We start from the raw sequence: 17,779 nt of genomic DNA on the forward strand, positions 1-17,779 counted from the left end.
GACAACTGTCCGACCGGCATCAGCGCCGCACGCGCGCGGCGAAACGCGCCGCGATCTCGGGGAGCTCCAGCCTGCTCTGCGCGACATCCAGTACGAGGTCGAAAGCCTCGTCGGTCTGCATGTCGATGACGATCCCGTTGAGCTCGAAGAAGGTGAGCGTCAGGATCCATGAGAACCGTTTGTTGCCGTCGAACAGCGGATGGTTCTGCGCCAGCGATGACATCAGCGCCGCGGCCTTGACCTCGATCTCGGGGTAGGCCTCGACACCGAACATCGAGCTCGAGGGGCGCGCGAGAGCCGAAGCGAGCAACCCGATGTCGCGCACGTGCAGGCCGAGAGCGTCGAGGATGCCCATCGCCTGGGGAAGCTCGACGTACCGGATCATGCGTCTTCGAGCTTCGTCATCAGCTCCGAGTAGCGATCCGCGACGCCGAGCGCGATGCTCACGGCCTCCTCGGTCGTGACCTCCTCGCGGACGAATCGGTCGGCGGCTTCGATCAGCAGCGCGTGCTTGGACGTGTGGCGTCGCTCGGCGAGCTCGCTCAGTTGCGCGTCAAGCTCCGGAGGGATCCGCACCGTCATGGCCATACCAAAATGGTATCACTCGAGCATCCGCCCGGCCTCTTAGACTCGTACCGTGACTGAGCCGATCCTGCCCCGCATCCGTCCCGAGATCGCGGCGCTGCCGCCGTATCGCCAGGGCAAGCAGGCGGGCGCCGATGCGTTCAAGCTGTCCAGCAACGAGAACCCGTTCGAGCCGCTGCCGTCGGTCGTCGAGGCGCTGCAGCACACGACACCGATCAACCGCTATCCGGACGCCACGGCCGGTGCGCTGCGCGCCCGACTGGGGGAGAAGTGGGGCGTCGAGCCCGACGCGGTGCACGTCGCCGCCGGCTCGGTGTCGATCCTGCACCAACTCGTGCTCGGCACCTCGAGCGTGGGCGACGAGGTCGTCTACGCCTGGCGCTCCTTCGAGGCCTATCCGAGCCTGCCCCTGGTCGCGGGCGCCACCGGCGTGCAGGTCCCGCTCGCGCCCGGTGCGCGGCACGACCTCGACGCGATGGCCGACGCGATCACCGATCGCACGCGTGTCGTGATCGTGTGCACCCCGAACAACCCGACCGGCCCGATCGTCACCGGCGCCGAGTTCGCCGCCTTCCTCGAGCGGGTCCCGCAGGACGTGCTGGTGATCCTCGACGAGGCCTACGCCGAGTTCGTCACCGACCCCGAGGCCGTCGACGGCCTGAAGGAGCGTGTCTTCGAGACGCATCCGAACGTCGTCGTGCTGCGCACCTTCTCCAAGGCCTACGGGCTGGCAGGGCTCCGCGTGGGCTATGCCATCGGGCATCCGCGGGTGCTCGATGCCGCTCGCACCACCGGCATCCCGCTGTCGGTGACCAGCGCCGCGGAGAACGCGGCGATCGCCAGCCTGGATGCCGAGGACGAGCTGATGGCGCGTGTCGCCGTGATCGTCGAGCGGCGCGAGCGCCTGGTCGAAGGTCTCCGCGAACTGGGCTGGAAGGTTCCCGACTCGCAGTCGAACTTCGTGTGGCTGCGCACCAAGGAGCGCACCGACGAGATCGCGGCGGCCTTCGTCGAGGCCGGTCTGATCGTGCGCCCGTTCTCGGGCGACGGCATCCGCATCTCGGTCGGCGAGGAGCAGTCGCTCCCGCGCGTGCTCGAGGTCGCCGCCGCCGTCCGCGCCTGAACCGTGCTCACTCCCGGGTCCTGAGCGCCCTTCGTCTCGTCGCTGCGCTCCTCGCTCAGGATCCGCGAAGCGAGACGAAGGGCGTCAACGCCCGGATTCTTCGGATTCCGAGCAAGTACTAGGGCCCCCGAACTATGCGTGACCGGGCATGCGGGCGCGGGTACCGTGGAGCGGGTGACCTCTTCTGAGACCCCCCTCGTCCGCGTCCTCGACGCCGACGGACGGTTCGCTCCGACGGATGCCGCGCAGCAGTATCTGCCCCTGATCGAGGCGCTGTCCGACGCCGAGCTCGAGCAGTTCTACCGCGACATGGTCGTCATCCGTGCGATCGACACCCAGGCCACCAACCTGCAGCGTCAGGGCCAGCTGGCCCTGTGGCCGCCGAGCCGCGGGCAGGAGGCCGCGCAGGTGGGCTCGGCCTACGCTGCCCGCGCGCAGGACACGATCTTCCCCTCATACCGCGAGCACGTCGTCGCCCGCATCCGCGGCGTCGACCCGGTCGACATCATCAAGCTCATGCGCGGCGTCTCGCACGGCGGCTGGGACCCGACCGATCCGAAGAACGGCAACACCCGGCTGTACACCCTGGTGCTCGGCTCGCAGACCCTGCACGCCGCGGGCTTCGGCATGGGCCTCGCCTTCGACGGCAGGTGCGGCACCGGCGATCCGGAACACGACGAGGCCGTCGTCGTCTACTACGGCGACGGAGCATCCAGCCAGGGCGACGTGCACGAGGCGATGGTCTTCGCGGCCAGCTACGACGCGCCCGTCCTGTTCTTCCTGCAGAACAACCACTGGGCCATCTCGGTGCCGGTCGCCACGCAGTCGAAGGTGCCGCTGGTCGGCCGCAGCGCCGGCTACGGCATCCCCTCGGTGCGCGTGGACGGCAACGACGTGCTCGCCAGCTACGCCGCCTCGCGGATGCAGCTCGACGAGGCGCGTGCCGGTGGCGGCCCCCGCGCGATCGAGGCGGTCACTTACCGGATGGGCGCGCACACCACGAGCGACGACCCCACGAAGTATCGCGGTTCCGACGAAGAGCAGCAGTGGGCGCTGCGTGACCCGATCGCGCGCATGCGGAACTACCTTCTCGGAAGGGGTGCATCGGAGGCTCTGTTCGCCGACGTCGACGCCGAGGCCGCGGATGCTGCGGAGGACCTGCGCTCGCGCAGCGTGACCCTGCCCGAGCCCGGACCCGACGCCATCTTCCGGCACGTGTACAGCGAGCCGCATCCGCTCATGGCGGAGCAGGAGAAGTGGCTCGCCGACTACGAGGCATCCTTCGAGGGAGACGCACAGTGACCATCGAGACCATGCCCCTCGCGAAGGCGCTCAACGCCGGGCTGCGCAAGGCCATGCAGGACGACCCGCGCGTGCTGCTGATGGGTGAGGACATCGGCCCGCTCGGCGGCGTGTTCCGAGTCACGGAGCATCTGCAGGCCGAGTTCGGGGACCGCCGTGTGCTGGACACCCCGCTCGCCGAGTCCGGCATCGTCGGCTCGGCGATCGGTCTGGCCATGGCCGGGTTCCGCCCGGTCTGCGAGATCCAGTTCGACGGCTTCGTGTTCCCCGCGTTCGACCAGATCACCACGCAGCTGGCGAAGCTGACCAACCGGCACGAGGGCGCGCTGTCGCTGCCGGTCGTCATCCGCATCCCCTACGGCGGGCACATTGGTGCGATCGAGCACCACCAGGAGAGCCCGGAGGCGTACTTCGCGCACACCCCCGGCCTGCGCGTGGTCAGCCCGTCGACGCCGAACGACGCGTACTGGATGATCCAGGAGGCGATCGCCTCGAACGACCCGGTGATCTTCTTCGAGCCGAAGAGCAAGTACTGGCAGAAGGGCGAGGTCGAGCTGGATGCCTCGGCCGCACCTCTGCACGCGACCCGCGTCGTGCGGCGCGGCACCGATGTCACCCTCGTCGGCCACGGCGCGATGGTCACCACCCTGCTGCAGGCCGCGGCGCTCGCCGAGGCCGAGGGCACCAGCTGCGAGGTCATCGACGTGCGCTCCCTGTCGCCGGTGGACTACGGTCCCATCCTCGACTCGGTGCGCTCCACCGGGCGGATGGTCTACGCGCAGGAGGCTCCGCAGCACACCAGCCTGGGCAGCGAGATCGCCGCGACCGTGATGGAGCGCGCGTTCTACGCCCTCGAGGCGCCGGTGCTGCGCGTCTCGGGCTTCGACACCCCGTTCCCGCCCGCCAAGCTCGAGGGCGCCTACCTGCCCGACGCCGACCGCGTCCTCGAAGCCGTCGACCGCTCCCTCGCCTACTGATTTCCCTGTCCGGTTCCTGAGCGAACGAAGCGAGACGAAGGACGCTCGCTCAACGACCGCGAACGAGTAAGGATCAACACATGAGCACTCAGACCTTCACCCTCCCCGACGTCGGCGAAGGCCTCACCGAGGCCGAGATCGTCAGTTGGAAGGTCGCCCCCGGAGACACCGTCGCGGTCAACGACGTCATCTGCGAGATCGAGACGGCGAAGTCGCTCGTCGAACTGCCCTCGCCGCACGCCGGCGTGGTCGGCGAGGTTCTCGTCGAGGAGGGGAAGACGATCGACGTCGGCACCCCGATCATCACCTTCGTCACCGAGTCCGCTTCATCGGATGCTGCGCCTGCGAGTTCCTCGGATCCTGAGCGAGCGAAGCGAGACGAAGGGCCGGCCGCCGAGGGCGGCGGCGCAGTGCTGGTCGGCTACGGCACCGGTGGCGGGGCGACTTCGCGGCGCCGCAAGCCGGCCGAGCGCCCGGTGCGCTCCTCGGTCGGCGTGATCGCGAAGCCTCCGATCCGCAAGCTCGCCCGTGATCTCGGTGTGGAGCTGACATCCGTGACGCCGACCGGCGCCGACGGTGAGGTGACCCGCGACGACGTCATGAAGCACGCCTCGCAGGCCAGCGTCTTCCGCAACATCGAGACGCCGGAGTGGGGCGACGTGCGCGAGGAGGTGCTTCCGGTTCCTGAGCGAGCGCAGCGAGACGAAGGACGTGTGGGCCTGGCCCGTGGGCTGAATCCGGTGCCTGAGCGAGCGCAGCGAGACGAAGGACGCACCGAGGCCATCCCGGTGAAGGGCGTGCGCAAGGCGAGCGCCAACGCCATGGTGCAGAGCGCGTACTCGGCCCCGCACGTCACCGTGTGGAAGGAGATCGATGCCACCCGCACGATGGATCTCGTCAAGCGGCTGAAGGCGTCGCCCGACTTCGCCGACATCAAGGTGTCGCCGCTGCTGATCATGGCGCGCGCCGTGATCTGGGCGCTGCGCCGCACTCCGATGGTCAACGCCGCCTGGGTCGACACGGCCGATGGCGCCGAGATCGCGGTGCGGCACTACGTGAACCTCGGCATCGCGGCCGCGACGCCGCGCGGCCTGATCGTGCCGAACATCAAGGACGCCCAGACGCTCGGCATGAAGGATCTCGCCCGTGCGCTGAACCGCCTCACGCTCACTGCACGAGAGGGCAAGACCGCTCCGGCCGACCAGCAGGGCGGCACGTTCACGATCACGAACATCGGCGTGTTCGGGATGGATGCCGGCACCCCGATCATCAACCCGGGTGAGGCCGGCATCGTCGCCATGGGCACGATCGCGCAGAAGCCCTGGGTGGTCGACGGCGAGGTGAGACCGCGCTGGGTCACCACGGTCGCCGGCTCGTTCGATCACCGCGTGATCGACGGCGACGGCATGAGCCGCTTCATCGCCGACGTCGCCGCGATCCTCGAGGAGCCCGCGCTGCTCGTCGACTGACGTGAGACTTCGCGGAAGGTCATCTTCGTGCAATCGAGTTGGAACACTTTGACGAATTCGATCCGATTCGGCGTAGTTGATCCCCTGCTGACAGCGAACTTCGGTTCGGACGGGGTGAGATGGATCGTATGCAACGTAAAGCGGGTCGAGCCATGCTTTTCGTCGACGTCGCTGGATGGACCTTCTGCCGACCCCGCTGGTGAAGCCGCTCGCCACTCGGCTATGAATCTGAAGGCGTCCACGGGGATCGTTCCGTCCAGTCAGCCGCGCGATGCCGGGATAGCTCTGGGCGGGTAGCCCATCTGCACATCACTGACGAAAGTGATGTTCATGCTGCCGTCGATTGCGCTGGAATGGCTCGCCCCGTTGGCGATTCCGATTCCCTGTTCTCGTAAGATCGCTGTGCGCGACGTTGCGGTCGCTCGAACTTGGGGAGGGACAGCTGATGGCGACGAAGGCACGCATCGGGGCGGGGTTCACACTCGGCGGGGAACAGGCGGAAGCTGACCCGCTATCTGAGGGAGCGTTTGTCGAATCCGGCCTTTACAGCGTGATCGCGAATCGTCGCGATCCGCGATGCTTCCTGATTGGAAGGACAGGATCGGGGAAGTCAGCAGCGCTGCAGCATCTCGAGGAGGTCGAAGCGGACCGCGTTATTCGGATCTCGCCTGAGGACCTGTCTCTGCCATACATTACGGACCTTCAAGTGATTCGGTTCATGGACTCACTGAACGTTAAGCTCGACCTCTTCTGGATAGCTCTGTGGAAGCACGTACTCCTTGTCGAGATCATCCGGCATCGCTACGGTGTCAACTCGCCTGAGACTAAGCAGCGCTTCATGGCAACTCTCCGTGACCGCCTCATTCGTCAACCAGGTAAGCAGGCCGCACTTGACTACCTCGAAGAGTTCGAAGGCAAATTTTGGTGTGACACGGATGAGCGAGTTCGCGAGATCACCGACCGCTTCACAGAGCGTCTCGGCGTCGAGGGCGGCCTGAGTGCGGCGGCTGCCGGTTTCGGAGGGAAGTTCGTGGCTTCTGATACCACCGAGCAGATGACTGAGTCTCGCGCTGAGATGGCGGACCGCTACCAGCGCATCGTGAACGAGACGCAGCTCGCGAAACTCAATCAGATGCTAGCCGTGCTGAACGATGAGATTCTGGATGAGGCAAACTTCACGTACATCGTTGTTGATGATCTTGACCGTGATTGGGTTGACGAACGTCTCTCTAACGATCTGATTCGGTGTCTGTTCAGAACCGTTCTCGACATGCAGCGCGTGAGCAACCTCAAGATAGTAGTGGCGCTGCGATCTAACATTTTCCAGGAGTTGGACTTCGGGGCGAGCGGCGGTCAAGAGGAAAAGTTTCGAGCTCTGATCCTGGAGATGCGATGGACGGAGCCCCTCCTCGAAGACATACTCAACGAGCGCGTGCGAGTTGCTTCCGCCGGTTCATCCCTCGATGCCAAGGCGTTCCGGGATCTGACGCCCCAACCAAACAACACTCGAGGGAACCCGATCCGATACATACTTCAGCGGACCCTGTTGCGCCCTCGGGATGCAATCGCATATGCGAATCAGTGTTTCGCGACCGCCGCAGGGAAACACCGGATCGCCTGGGACGATATCCACGCCGCGGAACGGCAGTACTCAGCGAATCGTCTTCTCGCGCTGCGGGATGAGTGGAAGCCGACATACCCGGGCATCGATGAAGTCGTAATGAAGTTCAAGGGTGCGCCGGCACGCATGAGCAAGATGGAGTTCCAGACACGTCTCGACGACTGCATGCTCTTGATGACCTCTCCGGAATTCTCTGGCGTGAGGTGGATGACCGAGCTCTCCAGGGCGATGTGGGACTCGAGCGCGGAGCACAGTTGGTTCGATTTGTACCAGCCGCTGCTCGCGCTCTTGTATCGCATTGGGCTGGTCGGATGTGCAGTGGGGACTAGCGCAGCGCCGCTGTTTGTCGGCGACGATCCCCTACTCGTCGACGCACAGTCAACCGTTGACCGATGTGAGAGTTTCCATGTGCACAGGATGTTCCACAAGGCACTCGATGTGACGCGAGCAGGAGACCGACCGACCACGTAAGCGGCGTACGCGTCCGGCCGCGGGGCAACGGTAGCCCCCTACAGCGTGCATGTCGGCGTGCCGTGCGCGATCTTTTCATCAGAAGCCCTTCTCGTACTCGTGGAGGGGGGCGACGCTCGCTGAAGAACGCAGGGGTAATCGGTGGCGGCGCAGCGCCCGGGGCATCTGTGCTCTCGTATTGGGTCGCCTGGGTGCCGAAGTCGGGGACAAGCGGCGTCATCGCGGAGCTCGATGGTGGGTTGCACCTCGATGGCGAATCGGCAGCGGAAGCGATAGGTATGCCGACGCTCCCGGCCTCGGGCAGAGTCCGCATCTTCACTGGCGTCAACGTTCCAACTTCGAAGTAGAGAAGCTCGCCGACTGATGAAGTCCCAGTGCGTCGGCTTGGCGACAGCGCCCGCGCCGGACGTCCCGCATGCGGGCTCGCAGACTCGCAGACTGCGCATCCGAGCGACGAGAGCATGCGTGGTCCGCGTCGCCATCTGCAGACGGAGACCTTGTGGGCGTGTCAGCCCTGCAACCGCGCCTGCGCGAGCGCCGGCACCGCGCGGGTGCGCGCGGCATCCCGGGCCGTGGCGACCGCGCCGAGTGAGACCACATCCGCGCCGAGCGTCGAGGCGATCAGCTCGGGCGCGGGCAGGTGCAGCTGTGACGGCAGTGTGCGCCGAGCGGCCGCCAGAACTGGCTCGATGCTGTCGGCGATCGCGCCGCACACGATGACCCGCGACGGGTCGAAGGTGCTGCCGAGCACGCCGATGATGATGGCGACGGTCTCGCCGACCCGATCGGCGATCAGCACGGCATCCGCATCTCCGGATGCCGCGAGTTCGAGCACCGTACGCGGATCGATGTCCTTGCCATCGGCGAGCACTCCGACGGCGCCGGACCGATCGAGGTCACCGGCGGCGACCGCGCCGCGCACCTCCCGCTCGATCGCATAACGGAGCCCGTAAGCCGTTCCGACGCCGACGACGTGGTCGAACACGACGCCCTCGCCCACGCCGCCGTGCGCTCCGTGCAGCAGATGACCGTCGACGACCACGCCGGCCCCGAAGCGCTCGCCGGCGAGCAGGGCGACGTAGTCCTGGCATCCGGCCGCGGCGCCGCCCGCTCCTTCGGCAGCGGCGGCGAGCGAGGCGTCGTTCTTGACGTCCACGATCGGTGCCCAGTCGGCGAGCAGGTCGGCGAGTTCGGGGTTGGTGCGCGCCCAGAAGCCCTCCGGGTGGGGCGGCGACATGCCGTTGCGGTCAACGGGCGCCGCGACCCCTGCGCACACGGCCAGCACTGCGGAGCGATCGGCTCCGGCATCCTGCAGCGCGTCATCGAGCAGCCCGGTCAGCGTGCGGCGTCGTGCGCCCGCCGATGCGGTGCGGGGCACCTCGATGCGCCGATGCGCGAGCACAGCGTCGAAGGGGTCGGCAACCGTGACCGCCAGATGCGAGAGCCCAGAATCGATGCCGATCACGACGCCGAGGTCGTCGGCGATCTCGAATCGTCGCGCCGGACGTCCGCCACGGTACTCGCCGGCGGTGCGCGCATTCGGGAGCTCGCGGAGGATGCCGATCCCGGCGAGCGTGTCGATCGCCTCGATCACGGTCGACCGGGTCAGTGCGGTCGCGTTCATCGCATCGGTGGCGGTGAACGCACCGGCGCTCCAGGCGAAGTCGAGCACGGCTCCGACGCTCGCACGCCCGGCAGCGGAAATCGTCATGGGTCTTGACCCTCCTCCCTCTCAGAGGGTACCGTCTAGCTCAGTTGATTTGGTGACTAGATTTAATCAAGGAATCTAGCGCGACGGAAGGACGACGGTGTCTCGACGATTGACACGGATGCGGCGCATGGTCGCCGCGGGGGCGGTGATGGTCCTGGGCGGGGCCCTGCTCGCCGGCTGCTCGGCCGACGGCCGCGAGACCATCCGCTTCACGTTCAGCAAGCGTGAGGCGATCGAGTACATGACCGACCTCGTCGGAAAGTACAACGCCTCGCAAGACAAGGTGCGCGTCGAGATCGACACCTCGGGCGTGGACGTGGTGTCAGCCAGCTTCGTCCGCGGCAACCCGCCCGACATCATGCTCGCCAACTACAACATGGAGATCTCCCGCTTCGTCGAGCGGTGCGCCCTCAGCGACCTGGGCGACACCGCCGCGGCATCCGAGATCAAGGACGACTACCAGCCGCTGCTCGACCAGTACGGCGTCTGCGCCGGCCGCACCAGCGCCCTGCCGTACTCGGTCATGGCCGCCTCGGTGATCTACAACAAGCAGATCTTCGCCGACAACGGCGTTGAAGTGCCCCAGACCTGGGAGGAGCTGCTCGCGGCCTGCGAGAAGCTGAAGCAGGCCGGAATCACCCCGTTCGAGGCGACGCTGAAGGATGACTGGACCGTCGGCCAGGGCTGGTTCGACTACACGGTCGGCGGATCGCTCGACGTGATCGACTTCTTCGACGCGATGAAGGCCGAGGGCACCGACGTCGGCCCCGACTCCGAGACATCGTTCTCGAAGGATTTCGCAGAGCCGATGGACAAGATGCAGCACCTGCTGAAGGCGTACATCAACAAGGATGCCGCGAGCCGCGGCTACAACGACGGCAACCTCGCCTTCGCCCAGGGCAAGGCGGCGATGTATCTGCAGGGTCCGTGGGCGTTCAGCGAGATCGCCAAGACCGCGCCCGATCTCGAGCTCGGCACCTTCCCGCTGCCGATGACCGATGACGAGGACGATCTCGCGGTGCGCGTGAACCTCGACCTCGCCGCGCTGATCCCGGAGGGGTCGCGGCACAAGGAGGCCGCCCGCGACTTCCTCGAGTACCTCTACCAGCCCGAGAACATCGAGGGGTACAACGCCTCGCAGCTCGGGTTCACCCCGACCAAGGATGCTCCGGCGCCCGACGATCCCCGCATCGAGGGGATGATCCCGTTCGTCGACGGCGGGCGCATCTACCAGGGCCCGTCCGTGCTGGTGCCCAAGACCATCCCGGTCTTCAACTACGCGCAGGCCATGGCGCTCGGCGCGGACCCGGCATCCGTCCTCGCGACGATGGATGCGGACTGGGCGCGCGTGGCGTTCCGCGCCCCGGTGCTGAAGGGCGAGACGAAGGAGTCCGCGAAATGACCACCACGTCCACCATCGTCACCGCCGGCGACCGCACGGCGCGCCGGAGCCACCGCCGGGTCGAGCCGATCTACTACTTGTTCCTGCTGCCGAGCCTGCTGCTGTTCACGCTCGCGATCACGGTGCCGGGAGTCATCGGCATCTTCTTCAGCTTCACCGACTCGATCGGCATCGGCGAGTGGAGCTTCAACGGCCTCACGAACTACGTCGCATTGTTCAGCGATCCGGCCATCCTGCAGAGCTACCTGTTCACCTTCGGCTTCTCGATCGCGACCGTGATCGTCGTGAACGTCATCGCCTTCCTGCTCGCGGTCGGGCTCACCTCCCGCATCCGGTTCAAGGCCGGGCTGCGCACGGTCTTCGTGATCCCGATGGTGATCTCGGGCATCATCATCGCCTACGTCTTCAACTTCCTGTTCTCGAACTCGATCCCGGCCGCGGGCTCCGCGCTGGGCATTCCGTGGCTGTCGACCAGCCTGCTCGCGAACCCCGACCTCGCCTGGACGGCGATCGTCGCCGTGACCGCGTGGCAGGCGATCCCCGGCACGCTGCTCATCTACATCGCGGGCCTGCTGTCGGTGCCCGGTGAGGTGTACGAGGCGGCGGCGATCGACGGGGCGTCCAAGACGCAGCAGCTCACCCGCATCACCGTGCCGCTGGTCGCCGGATACGTGGTGATCAACGTGATCCTCGGGTTCAAGGGCTTCCTGAACGCCTACGACATCATCGTCGGCCTCACCAACGGCGGGCCTGGCACCTCCACCCGCAGCATCGCGATGACGATCATCGCGGGCTTCAACGGCGGCGACTACGCCTACCAGATGGCCAACGCGACGATCTTCTTCGTCGTCGCCATCCTCATCTCCCTGCTTCAGCTCTCGCTGACCCGCGGAAGGAACGCACTCTGATGTCAACGCAGACACTCATCGCGATCGAGGCCGAGGCCGCCCGCGAGGGCAGGACCGGCCGGGCGGGCCGTGCTCCCCGCATCCGGATGGAGCGGGTGAACTGGTCGGGCACCGTCATCCTGATCCTGTGCGCCGTCACGGTGCTGCTCCCGCTGTACGTCACCGTCTCGATGGCGTTCAAGACCACGAATCAGGCGGTCGACGGCAACGCGTTCTCGCTGCCGGCACCGTTCTCGCTCGACGGCTTCGTGCAGGCATGGAACCTCACGAAGTTCCCGGTCGGCGCGGGGATCTCCCTGCTCGTCACCGCCGGAACCGTGGTGGCGACGATCATCCTCGCCGCCTTCGCCTCCTACGCCATCGTGCGCAACTGGGATCGCCGGCTGTTCCGGTACTCGTTCTTCTACCTGCTCGCGGCGATGTTCATCCCGTTCCCCGTCGTGGCGCTGCCGCAGATCCAGCTGACCGGCCGCGTCGGACTGGACAACCCCTTCGGCGTGATCATCCTCGCGACCATGTTCCAGCTCAGCTTCAGCGTGCTGCTGTTCACGGCGTTCCTGCGGTCGATCCCACTCGAGCTCGAGGAGAGCGCACGCATCGACGGCGCCAGCACCTGGCAGACGTTCTGGCGGATCATCTTCCCGCTGCTGGGACCGATGAGCGCCACGGTCGGCATCTTCGCCTTCCTGTACGCCTGGAACGACTTCATGATGCCGTCGCTGATCATCTCCGATCCCGCGCTGCAGACTCTGCCGGTGCGGCAGAACCTGTTCCAGACCCAGTTCAGCAACAACTACAACGTGTCCTTCGCGTCGTACCTGATGGCCATGGCCCCGGCCATCGTCGCCTACCTGTTCACCCAGCGCTGGGTGATGGAGGGCGTCACCCAGGGCGCCGTCAAGGGCTGAGGCCCCGAACCGATCCCCGAAAGAAGGAGAATCACCCACTCATGACTGATGCGATCCTCACCCAGACCCGCACGACGGATGCGGCGGCCTGGTGGCGTCAGGCCGCCGTCTACCAGATCTACCCGCGCAGCTTCGCCGACGCGAACGGCGACGGGATCGGCGACATCCCCGGCATCCTGTCGCGCGTCGACTACCTCGCCGATCTCGGGATCGACGCGGTGTGGCTGAGCCCGTTCTATCCGTCGGCGCTCGCCGACGGAGGGTACGACGTGGCGGACTACCGCGATGTCGATCCGCGGCTGGGCACGCTCGCGGACTTCGATGCCATGGTCGCCGCGCTGCACCTGCGGGGGATCAAGGTCGTCGTCGACATCGTCCCCAACCACACCTCGAACCTGCACGCCTGGTTCCAGGAGGCGCTCGTCGCGGGCCGGGGCTCGGCGGCGAGAGAACGGTACATCTTCCGGGAGGGGACGGGGGATGCCGGTGAGCTGCCGCCCACCGACTGGCAGTCGACGTTCGGCGGGGGAGCGTGGGAGCGGGTGGATGACGGGCAGTGGTACTTCCATCACTTCGCCGTCGAGCAGCCCGACCTGAACTGGGCGAACCCCGAGGTGCGGGCCGACTTCGTGAAGACCCTGCGGTTCTGGTCGGACCGGGGCGTGGACGGCTTCCGCATCGACGTCGCACACATGCTGACGAAGGATCTCACCGAGCCCCTGCCGCAGACGGCCGAGCTGGAGGCGATCCCGCGGGACGGCAACCATCCGCTGTTCGACCGTGACGACGTGCACGAGGTGTACGCCGAGTGGCGGCAGGTGTTCAACTCGTACGACCCGCCGCGCACGGCCGTCGCCGAGGCCTGGGTCGAGACCCCGGAGCGCCGTGCGAAGTACGCGTCGGCGGAAGGGCTCGGGCAGGCGTTCAACTTCGATCTGCTCGTGGCCGACTTCGATGCCGCGCAGTTCCGGACGATCATCTCGGACAACCTCGCGCAGGCGAAGGCGACCGGATCGTCGACGACCTGGGTGCTCTCGAACCACGACGTCACCAGGCACGCCACCCGGTACGGACTGGCTCCGCTCGACGGCCGTCGGGTCAAGCAGGGGGCCGAGTGGGTGGCGGCCGGCGGGCCCGAGGAGACACTCGACCGTGACGGCGGACTGCGGCGTGCCCGCGCGGCCACCCTGCTGCTGCTCGGCCTGCCCGGCAGCACGTACCTGTACCAGGGCGAGGAGCTCGGCCTGCACGAGGTCGCGTCGATCGGACCGGACCAGCGGCAGGACCCGGCGTTCTTCCGCGGCGGCGAGTTCGACGGGCTCGGGAGAGATGGATGCCGTGTGCCGCTGCCGTGGACGGTGGCCGGGTCGTCGTTCGGGTTCGGTGAGGATGGCGCGCACCTGCCGCAGCCGGACTGGTTCGCGGCCCACGCGGTGGATGCCGAGGCGGCGGATCCCGCGTCGACACTGAACCTGTACCGCGAGGCACTGCGGGTGCGGCACGAGCTGCAGACCGGCGAGGAGCTGGAGTGGGTCGAGACCGGCCGCGCCGACGTGCTGCACTTCACGCGCCCGAACGGCTGGCAGGTGGTGACGAACTTCGGCACCGAGTCGTACCCGTTCGAGGGTGAGGCCGTGCTGGCCAGTGGGCCGACGACGCCGGGCATCCTGCCGGCTGAGACCACGGTCTGGGTGGCGCCGAACGGCAGCTGAGGGACGCCCTTCGTCACTTCGTCTCGCTCCGCTCGCTCAGCACGGCGCTCGCTCCGCTCGCTCAGGGCCCGGGGATGCTCCGCTCGCTCAGGGCCCGGGGATGCTCCGCTCGCTCAGGGCCCGGGGACTCCGAGTCTCCGGCTCCTGAGCGAGGAGCGCCAGCGACGAGACGAAGGGCGCTGTTCCGCCCCCGCTTTTGAGAATGATTCTCATCTCCAGTAGTGTCGTTGTCATGAGGAAGACGGCATGGGCGATTCTGGCGGCGGCGACCATCGGCGCACTCGCGCTGAGCGGATGCTCGGCACCTGCGGCATCCGACGACGGACGCGTGCAGGTCGTCGCATCGACCAACGTCTATGGAGACATCGCGGCGACCGTCGGCGGTGACCGCGTCGCGGTGCGCAGCCTGATCGACTCCGTGGCGAAAGACCCGCACTCCTACGAGGCCAGCGCTCGCGACATGCTCTACGTCAGCCGCGCCGACCTGCTGATCGAGAACGGCGGGGGATACGACGCGTTCATGGATGACCTGCGCGGCGACGCGGATGCTCCGGTCGTGACCGCCTTCGACTTCTCCGGTCAGGCCGAGGATGACGACGGGCACGCCGATGCGCACGATGGCCACGGACACAGCCATCTCGAGGGCGTCAACGAGCACGTGTGGTTCGACGTGCACACGATGATCCACGTCGTGGAGCAGATCGAGAAGGACCTGTCCCGCATCGACAAGGCGGGCGCTGCGGAGTACGCGAAGAACGCAGATGCCCTGATCGCCGACCTCGAGGGTGTCGAGAAAGAGATCGACGTGCTGCACGAGAAGCTCGAGGGTACTCCCGTGCTCATCACCGAGCCGCTTCCCGGACTGCTCGCCGCATCCGCCGGGCTCGACGACGTCACCCCCGACGGGTTCGCCGCGGCCGTGGAGGAGGGCAACGACGTCCCGCCCGCGACGCTGCTCGCCGCGGTGCGCCTCATCGATGACGGCAAGGTCGACGCGGTGCTCAGCACCGTGCAGACCGAGGGCGCCGAGACGGTGCGGCTCGAGAAGGCGGCGAAGGATGCCGGCATCCCCGTCATCCGCTTCAGTGAGCTGCTCGAGCCGGATCAGTCGTACTCTGAGTGGATGCGCGCCGCCGTCCAGTCACTCAGCGAGGCGCTGACCGCGTGAGCGATCCCGTCCTGCAGATCTCCGGCGCGGCACTGCGCCGCGCGGACCGCGAGCTGTGGTCCGGTCTCGACCTCGACGTGCACCCCGGCGAGCTCATCGCCGTGCTCGGGCCGTCCGGTTCGGGCAAGACCACCCTGCTGCGCGCCATCCTGGGCCTGCAGTCGCTCTCGGCGGGCGACATCCGCTTCGAGGGCTCGCCGATCCACACCGGCAACAAGCGCGTGGGGTACATCCCTCAGCAGCATCCGTTCCCCGCCGACACGTCGATGCGTGCGCGCGACCTGGTCGCGCTCGGCGTGCACGGTACGCGATTCGGGCTGCCGCTGCCGCACCGCGGCGATCGCGAGCGCGTCGACGAGCTGCTCGCCGCGGTGGGTGCGACCGAGTTCGCCGACCGCCCCGTCGGTCTGCTCTCCGGCGGCGAGCAGCAGCGGCTCCGGGTCGGCCAGGCGCTCGCCGACGACCCGGCACTGCTGCTCTGTGACGAGCCGCTGTCGAACCTCGACCTCGCCAACCAGAGTGCCGTGATCGACATCATCCACCGGCAGCGCAAGGAGAAGGGCGCCGCGGTGCTGCTGGTCACGCATGACATCAATCCGCTGCTCGGCAAAGTCGACCGGATCCTCTACATCGCCTCCGGTCGCTTCGTGCTCGGTCGCCCGCAGGAGGTGCTGCGCAGCGACGTGCTCACCGACCTGTACGGCACCGCCGTCTTCGTGCTGCGTGCGGGCAACCGCCTCGTGGTCGTCGGGGCCCCGGATGCCGAGACGCGGCACGAGCACGAACACGACCATGAGCACGAGATCGGCGACGTGCCGGGAGGCTTCGCATGATCCCGCTCGCGCTCGACTGGAGCGACGTCTTCTCGTTCCAGGACTACGGCGAGCTGGTCGCCCTGCTGTCCAACTCGATCATCGCCGGTGCTGTCCTCGGCCTGGTCGGCGGACTCATCGGCGTCTTCGTGATGCAGCGCGATCTCGCGTTCGCGGTGCATGGCATCAGCGAGCTGTCCTTCGCCGGTGCCGCCGCCGCTCTGCTGTTCGGCGGCAGCGTGGTGGCCGGGTCCATCGGCGGGGCGCTCGTCGCCGCGATAGTGATCGGACTGCTCGGCACGAGGGCGCGGGAGCGCAACTCCCTGGTCGGCGTGCTGATGCCGTTCGGCCTCGGCCTCGGCATCCTCTTCCTTTCGCTCTACGACGGTCGCAGCGCCAACCGGTTCACACTGCTCACCGGGCAGATCGTCGCGGTCTCGAGTCCAGATCTGGGCTGGCTGATCGGGATCGGCGTCGTGGTGCTCGCGGGACTGCTGCTGATGTGGCGGCCGCTGCGCTTCGACTCGCTCGACCCGGTGTCAGCGGCGGCGCGTGGCGTGCCCACCCGCCTCGTGGGCCTGCTGTTCATGGTGCTGCTCGGGCTGATCGTGGCGGTCGCGGTGCACATCATCGGCGCGCTGCTGGTGATGGCGCTGCTGGTCACCCCGGCCGCCGCCGCGATGCGCGTGAGCGCGGGTCCGGTCGCGGTGCCGCTGCTGGCCGCGCTGTTCGGGTTCGTCGCCGCCGTCGGCGGCATCCTGCTGGCGCTCGCCGGCACCCTGCCGGTGAGCCCCTACATCACGACGATCTCGTTCCTCATCTACCTCGGATGCTGGGCCGCGCAGCGCATCCGCGGACGGGTGCGCCGCACGGCCTGACCTGTCGCCCCGCGCTCACGCGGTCGGGTCGCCGTAGCGCTCCGCGATGTCCTTCGACGAGGGCCAGCCCTCATAGGTCGCGTGCTGCGGCCATCCGTCGGGCACGTCCTGCCACTCCTCCTGGCGGCCGTAGGGCAGCACGTCGGCGATCGCGAAGGTGAGCATGAACTGCTCGGCGCCGCGGCCGGTGGTGTGCCAGGTGCGGTAGACGTCGTCGCCGTCGCGCAGGAACACGTTGTAGGCGAAGCCCTCGCCGGGGCCCGCGTCCACATCGGCGCCGAACGGACTGCCCGCCGACGAGAACCAGGTCATCTGATTGCCGACCCGCTTCTTGTAGGCGAGGATCTCGTCCATCGGCCCGTTCGTGACCGCGACGAAGCGGACGTCGAGCGGCTCGACGATGTCTGGCCGGGCGAACTGCGCGGTTCCGCCGGTGCATCCGGGACACTGCCAGGTCGCCCCGTCCGTCCACATGTGGTTGTAGACGACGAGCTGGCTGTGGCCGTCGAACATGTCGGCGAGAGTGACAGTCGATCCGTCCTCGGCGGTCAAGTGGTACTCCGGCATCTTCACGGCGGGCATTCGTCGGCGTGCGGCGGCGATCGCGTCGAGCTCGCGCGTGGCGGCCTTCTCGCGCACACGCAGGTCGGCGAGTGCGTCTCGCCAGGTCTGCTCGTCGACGACAGGGGGAAGCGCGGTCATGATCACTCCTATGTTCACGGCGTCCACATC

16 protein-coding genes are annotated in these 17,779 nt (G+C 67.5%); 12 read left to right on the forward strand and 4 right to left on the reverse strand.

Annotated elements, in window-relative coordinates:
* Window positions 1-19: 19 nt before the first annotated feature.
* Together ACFVDO_RS07770 and ACFVDO_RS07775 are read right to left on the reverse strand one after the other, a co-directional pair.
* Complete coding sequence (locus tag ACFVDO_RS07770; RefSeq protein WP_378855169.1) at window positions 20-385, reverse strand: type II toxin-antitoxin system death-on-curing family toxin; 366 nt, start codon at window positions 383-385, stop codon at window positions 20-22.
* Entirely contained in the window at window positions 382-588 is a 207-nt protein-coding gene (locus tag ACFVDO_RS07775; RefSeq protein ID WP_378855167.1) for a CopG family ribbon-helix-helix protein, read from the reverse strand. Before ACFVDO_RS07775 ends, ACFVDO_RS07770 begins: the two co-directional genes overlap by 4 nt.
* A 49-nt stretch (window positions 589-637) precedes the next feature.
* Here ACFVDO_RS07775 and ACFVDO_RS07780 point away from each other — a divergent pair, with 49 nt between their 5' ends.
* The 5 genes from ACFVDO_RS07780 (at window position 638) to ACFVDO_RS07800 (ending at window position 7,548) form a co-directional block, all read left to right on the forward strand.
* Window positions 638-1,708, forward strand: coding sequence for a histidinol-phosphate transaminase (locus tag ACFVDO_RS07780; RefSeq protein WP_378855165.1), 1,071 nt, complete (start codon window positions 638-640; stop codon window positions 1,706-1,708).
* Between the two features lie 174 nt (window positions 1,709-1,882).
* Window positions 1,883-3,010 carry a thiamine pyrophosphate-dependent dehydrogenase E1 component subunit alpha gene (locus tag ACFVDO_RS07785; protein WP_378855163.1) on the forward strand — a complete coding sequence of 376 codons (1,128 nt, stop codon included), beginning with the start codon at window positions 1,883-1,885 and terminating at the stop codon, window positions 3,008-3,010.
* An 11-nt stretch (window positions 3,011-3,021) separates the two neighbouring features.
* Window positions 3,022-3,987, forward strand: coding sequence for an alpha-ketoacid dehydrogenase subunit beta (locus tag ACFVDO_RS07790; RefSeq protein ID WP_378855408.1), 966 nt, complete (start codon window positions 3,022-3,024; stop codon window positions 3,985-3,987).
* Window positions 3,988-4,067: 80 nt separating this feature from the next.
* Window positions 4,068-5,456: a dihydrolipoamide acetyltransferase family protein gene (locus ACFVDO_RS07795; RefSeq protein WP_378855161.1), complete on the forward strand. Its 1,389-nt coding sequence runs from the start codon at window positions 4,068-4,070 to the stop codon at window positions 5,454-5,456.
* Window positions 5,457-5,901: 445 nt separating this feature from the next.
* Window positions 5,902-7,548, forward strand: a complete 1,647-nt coding sequence (locus ACFVDO_RS07800) for a P-loop ATPase, Sll1717 family (protein ID WP_378855159.1) — start codon at window positions 5,902-5,904, stop codon at window positions 7,546-7,548.
* A gap of 508 nt (window positions 7,549-8,056) precedes the next feature.
* Here the strand turns inward: ACFVDO_RS07800 and ACFVDO_RS07805 are convergent.
* Window positions 8,057-9,259, reverse strand: coding sequence for an ROK family protein (locus ACFVDO_RS07805; protein ID WP_378855157.1), 1,203 nt, complete (start codon window positions 9,257-9,259; stop codon window positions 8,057-8,059).
* Window positions 9,260-9,377: 118 nt separating this feature from the next.
* Here ACFVDO_RS07805 and ACFVDO_RS07810 point away from each other — a divergent pair, with 118 nt between their 5' ends.
* From ACFVDO_RS07810 to ACFVDO_RS07840, 7 genes are all read left to right on the forward strand, one after another.
* Entirely contained in the window at window positions 9,378-10,661 is a 1,284-nt protein-coding gene (locus ACFVDO_RS07810; RefSeq protein ID WP_378855155.1) for an ABC transporter substrate-binding protein, read from the forward strand.
* Window positions 10,658-11,569, forward strand: coding sequence for a carbohydrate ABC transporter permease (locus tag ACFVDO_RS07815; RefSeq protein ID WP_378855153.1), 912 nt, complete (start codon window positions 10,658-10,660; stop codon window positions 11,567-11,569). Before ACFVDO_RS07810 ends, ACFVDO_RS07815 begins: the two co-directional genes overlap by 4 nt.
* Entirely contained in the window at window positions 11,569-12,477 is a 909-nt protein-coding gene (locus tag ACFVDO_RS07820) for a carbohydrate ABC transporter permease (protein WP_378855151.1), read from the forward strand. The genes ACFVDO_RS07815 and ACFVDO_RS07820 overlap by 1 nt, the downstream gene beginning before the upstream one ends.
* 41 nt (window positions 12,478-12,518) lie before the next feature.
* A complete protein-coding gene (locus ACFVDO_RS07825) occupies window positions 12,519-14,189 on the forward strand; it encodes a glycoside hydrolase family 13 protein (RefSeq protein WP_378855149.1) in 1,671 nt (556 codons plus the stop codon).
* A gap of 232 nt (window positions 14,190-14,421) precedes the next feature.
* On the forward strand, window positions 14,422-15,357 hold the full coding sequence (locus ACFVDO_RS07830) for a metal ABC transporter substrate-binding protein (protein ID WP_378855147.1): 936 nt from the start codon (window positions 14,422-14,424) through the stop codon (window positions 15,355-15,357).
* Window positions 15,354-16,190: a metal ABC transporter ATP-binding protein gene (locus tag ACFVDO_RS07835; RefSeq protein WP_378855145.1), complete on the forward strand. Its 837-nt coding sequence runs from the start codon at window positions 15,354-15,356 to the stop codon at window positions 16,188-16,190. The genes ACFVDO_RS07830 and ACFVDO_RS07835 overlap by 4 nt, the downstream gene beginning before the upstream one ends.
* A complete protein-coding gene (locus ACFVDO_RS07840) occupies window positions 16,187-17,047 on the forward strand; it encodes a metal ABC transporter permease (RefSeq protein ID WP_378855143.1) in 861 nt (286 codons plus the stop codon). Before ACFVDO_RS07835 ends, ACFVDO_RS07840 begins: the two co-directional genes overlap by 4 nt.
* A 15-nt stretch (window positions 17,048-17,062) precedes the next feature.
* Here ACFVDO_RS07840 and ACFVDO_RS07845 read toward each other — a convergent pair whose 3' ends face one another.
* Window positions 17,063-17,749, reverse strand: coding sequence for a DUF899 family protein (locus tag ACFVDO_RS07845; RefSeq protein WP_378855141.1), 687 nt, complete (start codon window positions 17,747-17,749; stop codon window positions 17,063-17,065).
* Window positions 17,750-17,779: the final 30 nt, after the last annotated feature.

It is taken from the genome of Microbacterium sp. NPDC057741 (assembly GCF_042798735.1).
Taxonomy (GTDB): domain Bacteria; phylum Actinomycetota; class Actinomycetes; order Actinomycetales; family Microbacteriaceae; genus Microbacterium.

Bases quoted from the DNA above. Each gene is read 5' to 3' on its own strand.
- ACFVDO_RS07770 (WP_378855169.1), bottom strand. From the start codon at position 385: ATGATCCGGTACGTCGAGCTTCCCCAGGCGATGGGCATCCTCGACGCT.
- ACFVDO_RS07775 (WP_378855167.1), bottom strand. From the start codon at position 588: ATGGCCATGACGGTGCGGATCCCTCCGGAGCTTGACGCGCAACTGAGC.
- ACFVDO_RS07790 (WP_378855408.1), top strand. From the start codon at position 3,022: ATGCCCCTCGCGAAGGCGCTCAACGCCGGGCTGCGCAAGGCCATGCAG.
- ACFVDO_RS07795 (WP_378855161.1), top strand. From the start codon at position 4,068: ATGAGCACTCAGACCTTCACCCTCCCCGACGTCGGCGAAGGCCTCACC.
- ACFVDO_RS07800 (WP_378855159.1), top strand. From the start codon at position 5,902: ATGGCGACGAAGGCACGCATCGGGGCGGGGTTCACACTCGGCGGGGAA.
- ACFVDO_RS07805 (WP_378855157.1), bottom strand. From the start codon at position 9,259: ATGACGATTTCCGCTGCCGGGCGTGCGAGCGTCGGAGCCGTGCTCGAC.
- ACFVDO_RS07810 (WP_378855155.1), top strand. From the start codon at position 9,378: ATGCGGCGCATGGTCGCCGCGGGGGCGGTGATGGTCCTGGGCGGGGCC.
- ACFVDO_RS07815 (WP_378855153.1), top strand. From the start codon at position 10,658: ATGACCACCACGTCCACCATCGTCACCGCCGGCGACCGCACGGCGCGC.
- ACFVDO_RS07820 (WP_378855151.1), top strand. From the start codon at position 11,569: ATGTCAACGCAGACACTCATCGCGATCGAGGCCGAGGCCGCCCGCGAG.
- ACFVDO_RS07825 (WP_378855149.1), top strand. From the start codon at position 12,519: ATGACTGATGCGATCCTCACCCAGACCCGCACGACGGATGCGGCGGCC.
- ACFVDO_RS07830 (WP_378855147.1), top strand. From the start codon at position 14,422: ATGAGGAAGACGGCATGGGCGATTCTGGCGGCGGCGACCATCGGCGCA.
- ACFVDO_RS07840 (WP_378855143.1), top strand. From the start codon at position 16,187: ATGATCCCGCTCGCGCTCGACTGGAGCGACGTCTTCTCGTTCCAGGAC.
- ACFVDO_RS07845 (WP_378855141.1), bottom strand. From the start codon at position 17,749: ATGACCGCGCTTCCCCCTGTCGTCGACGAGCAGACCTGGCGAGACGCA.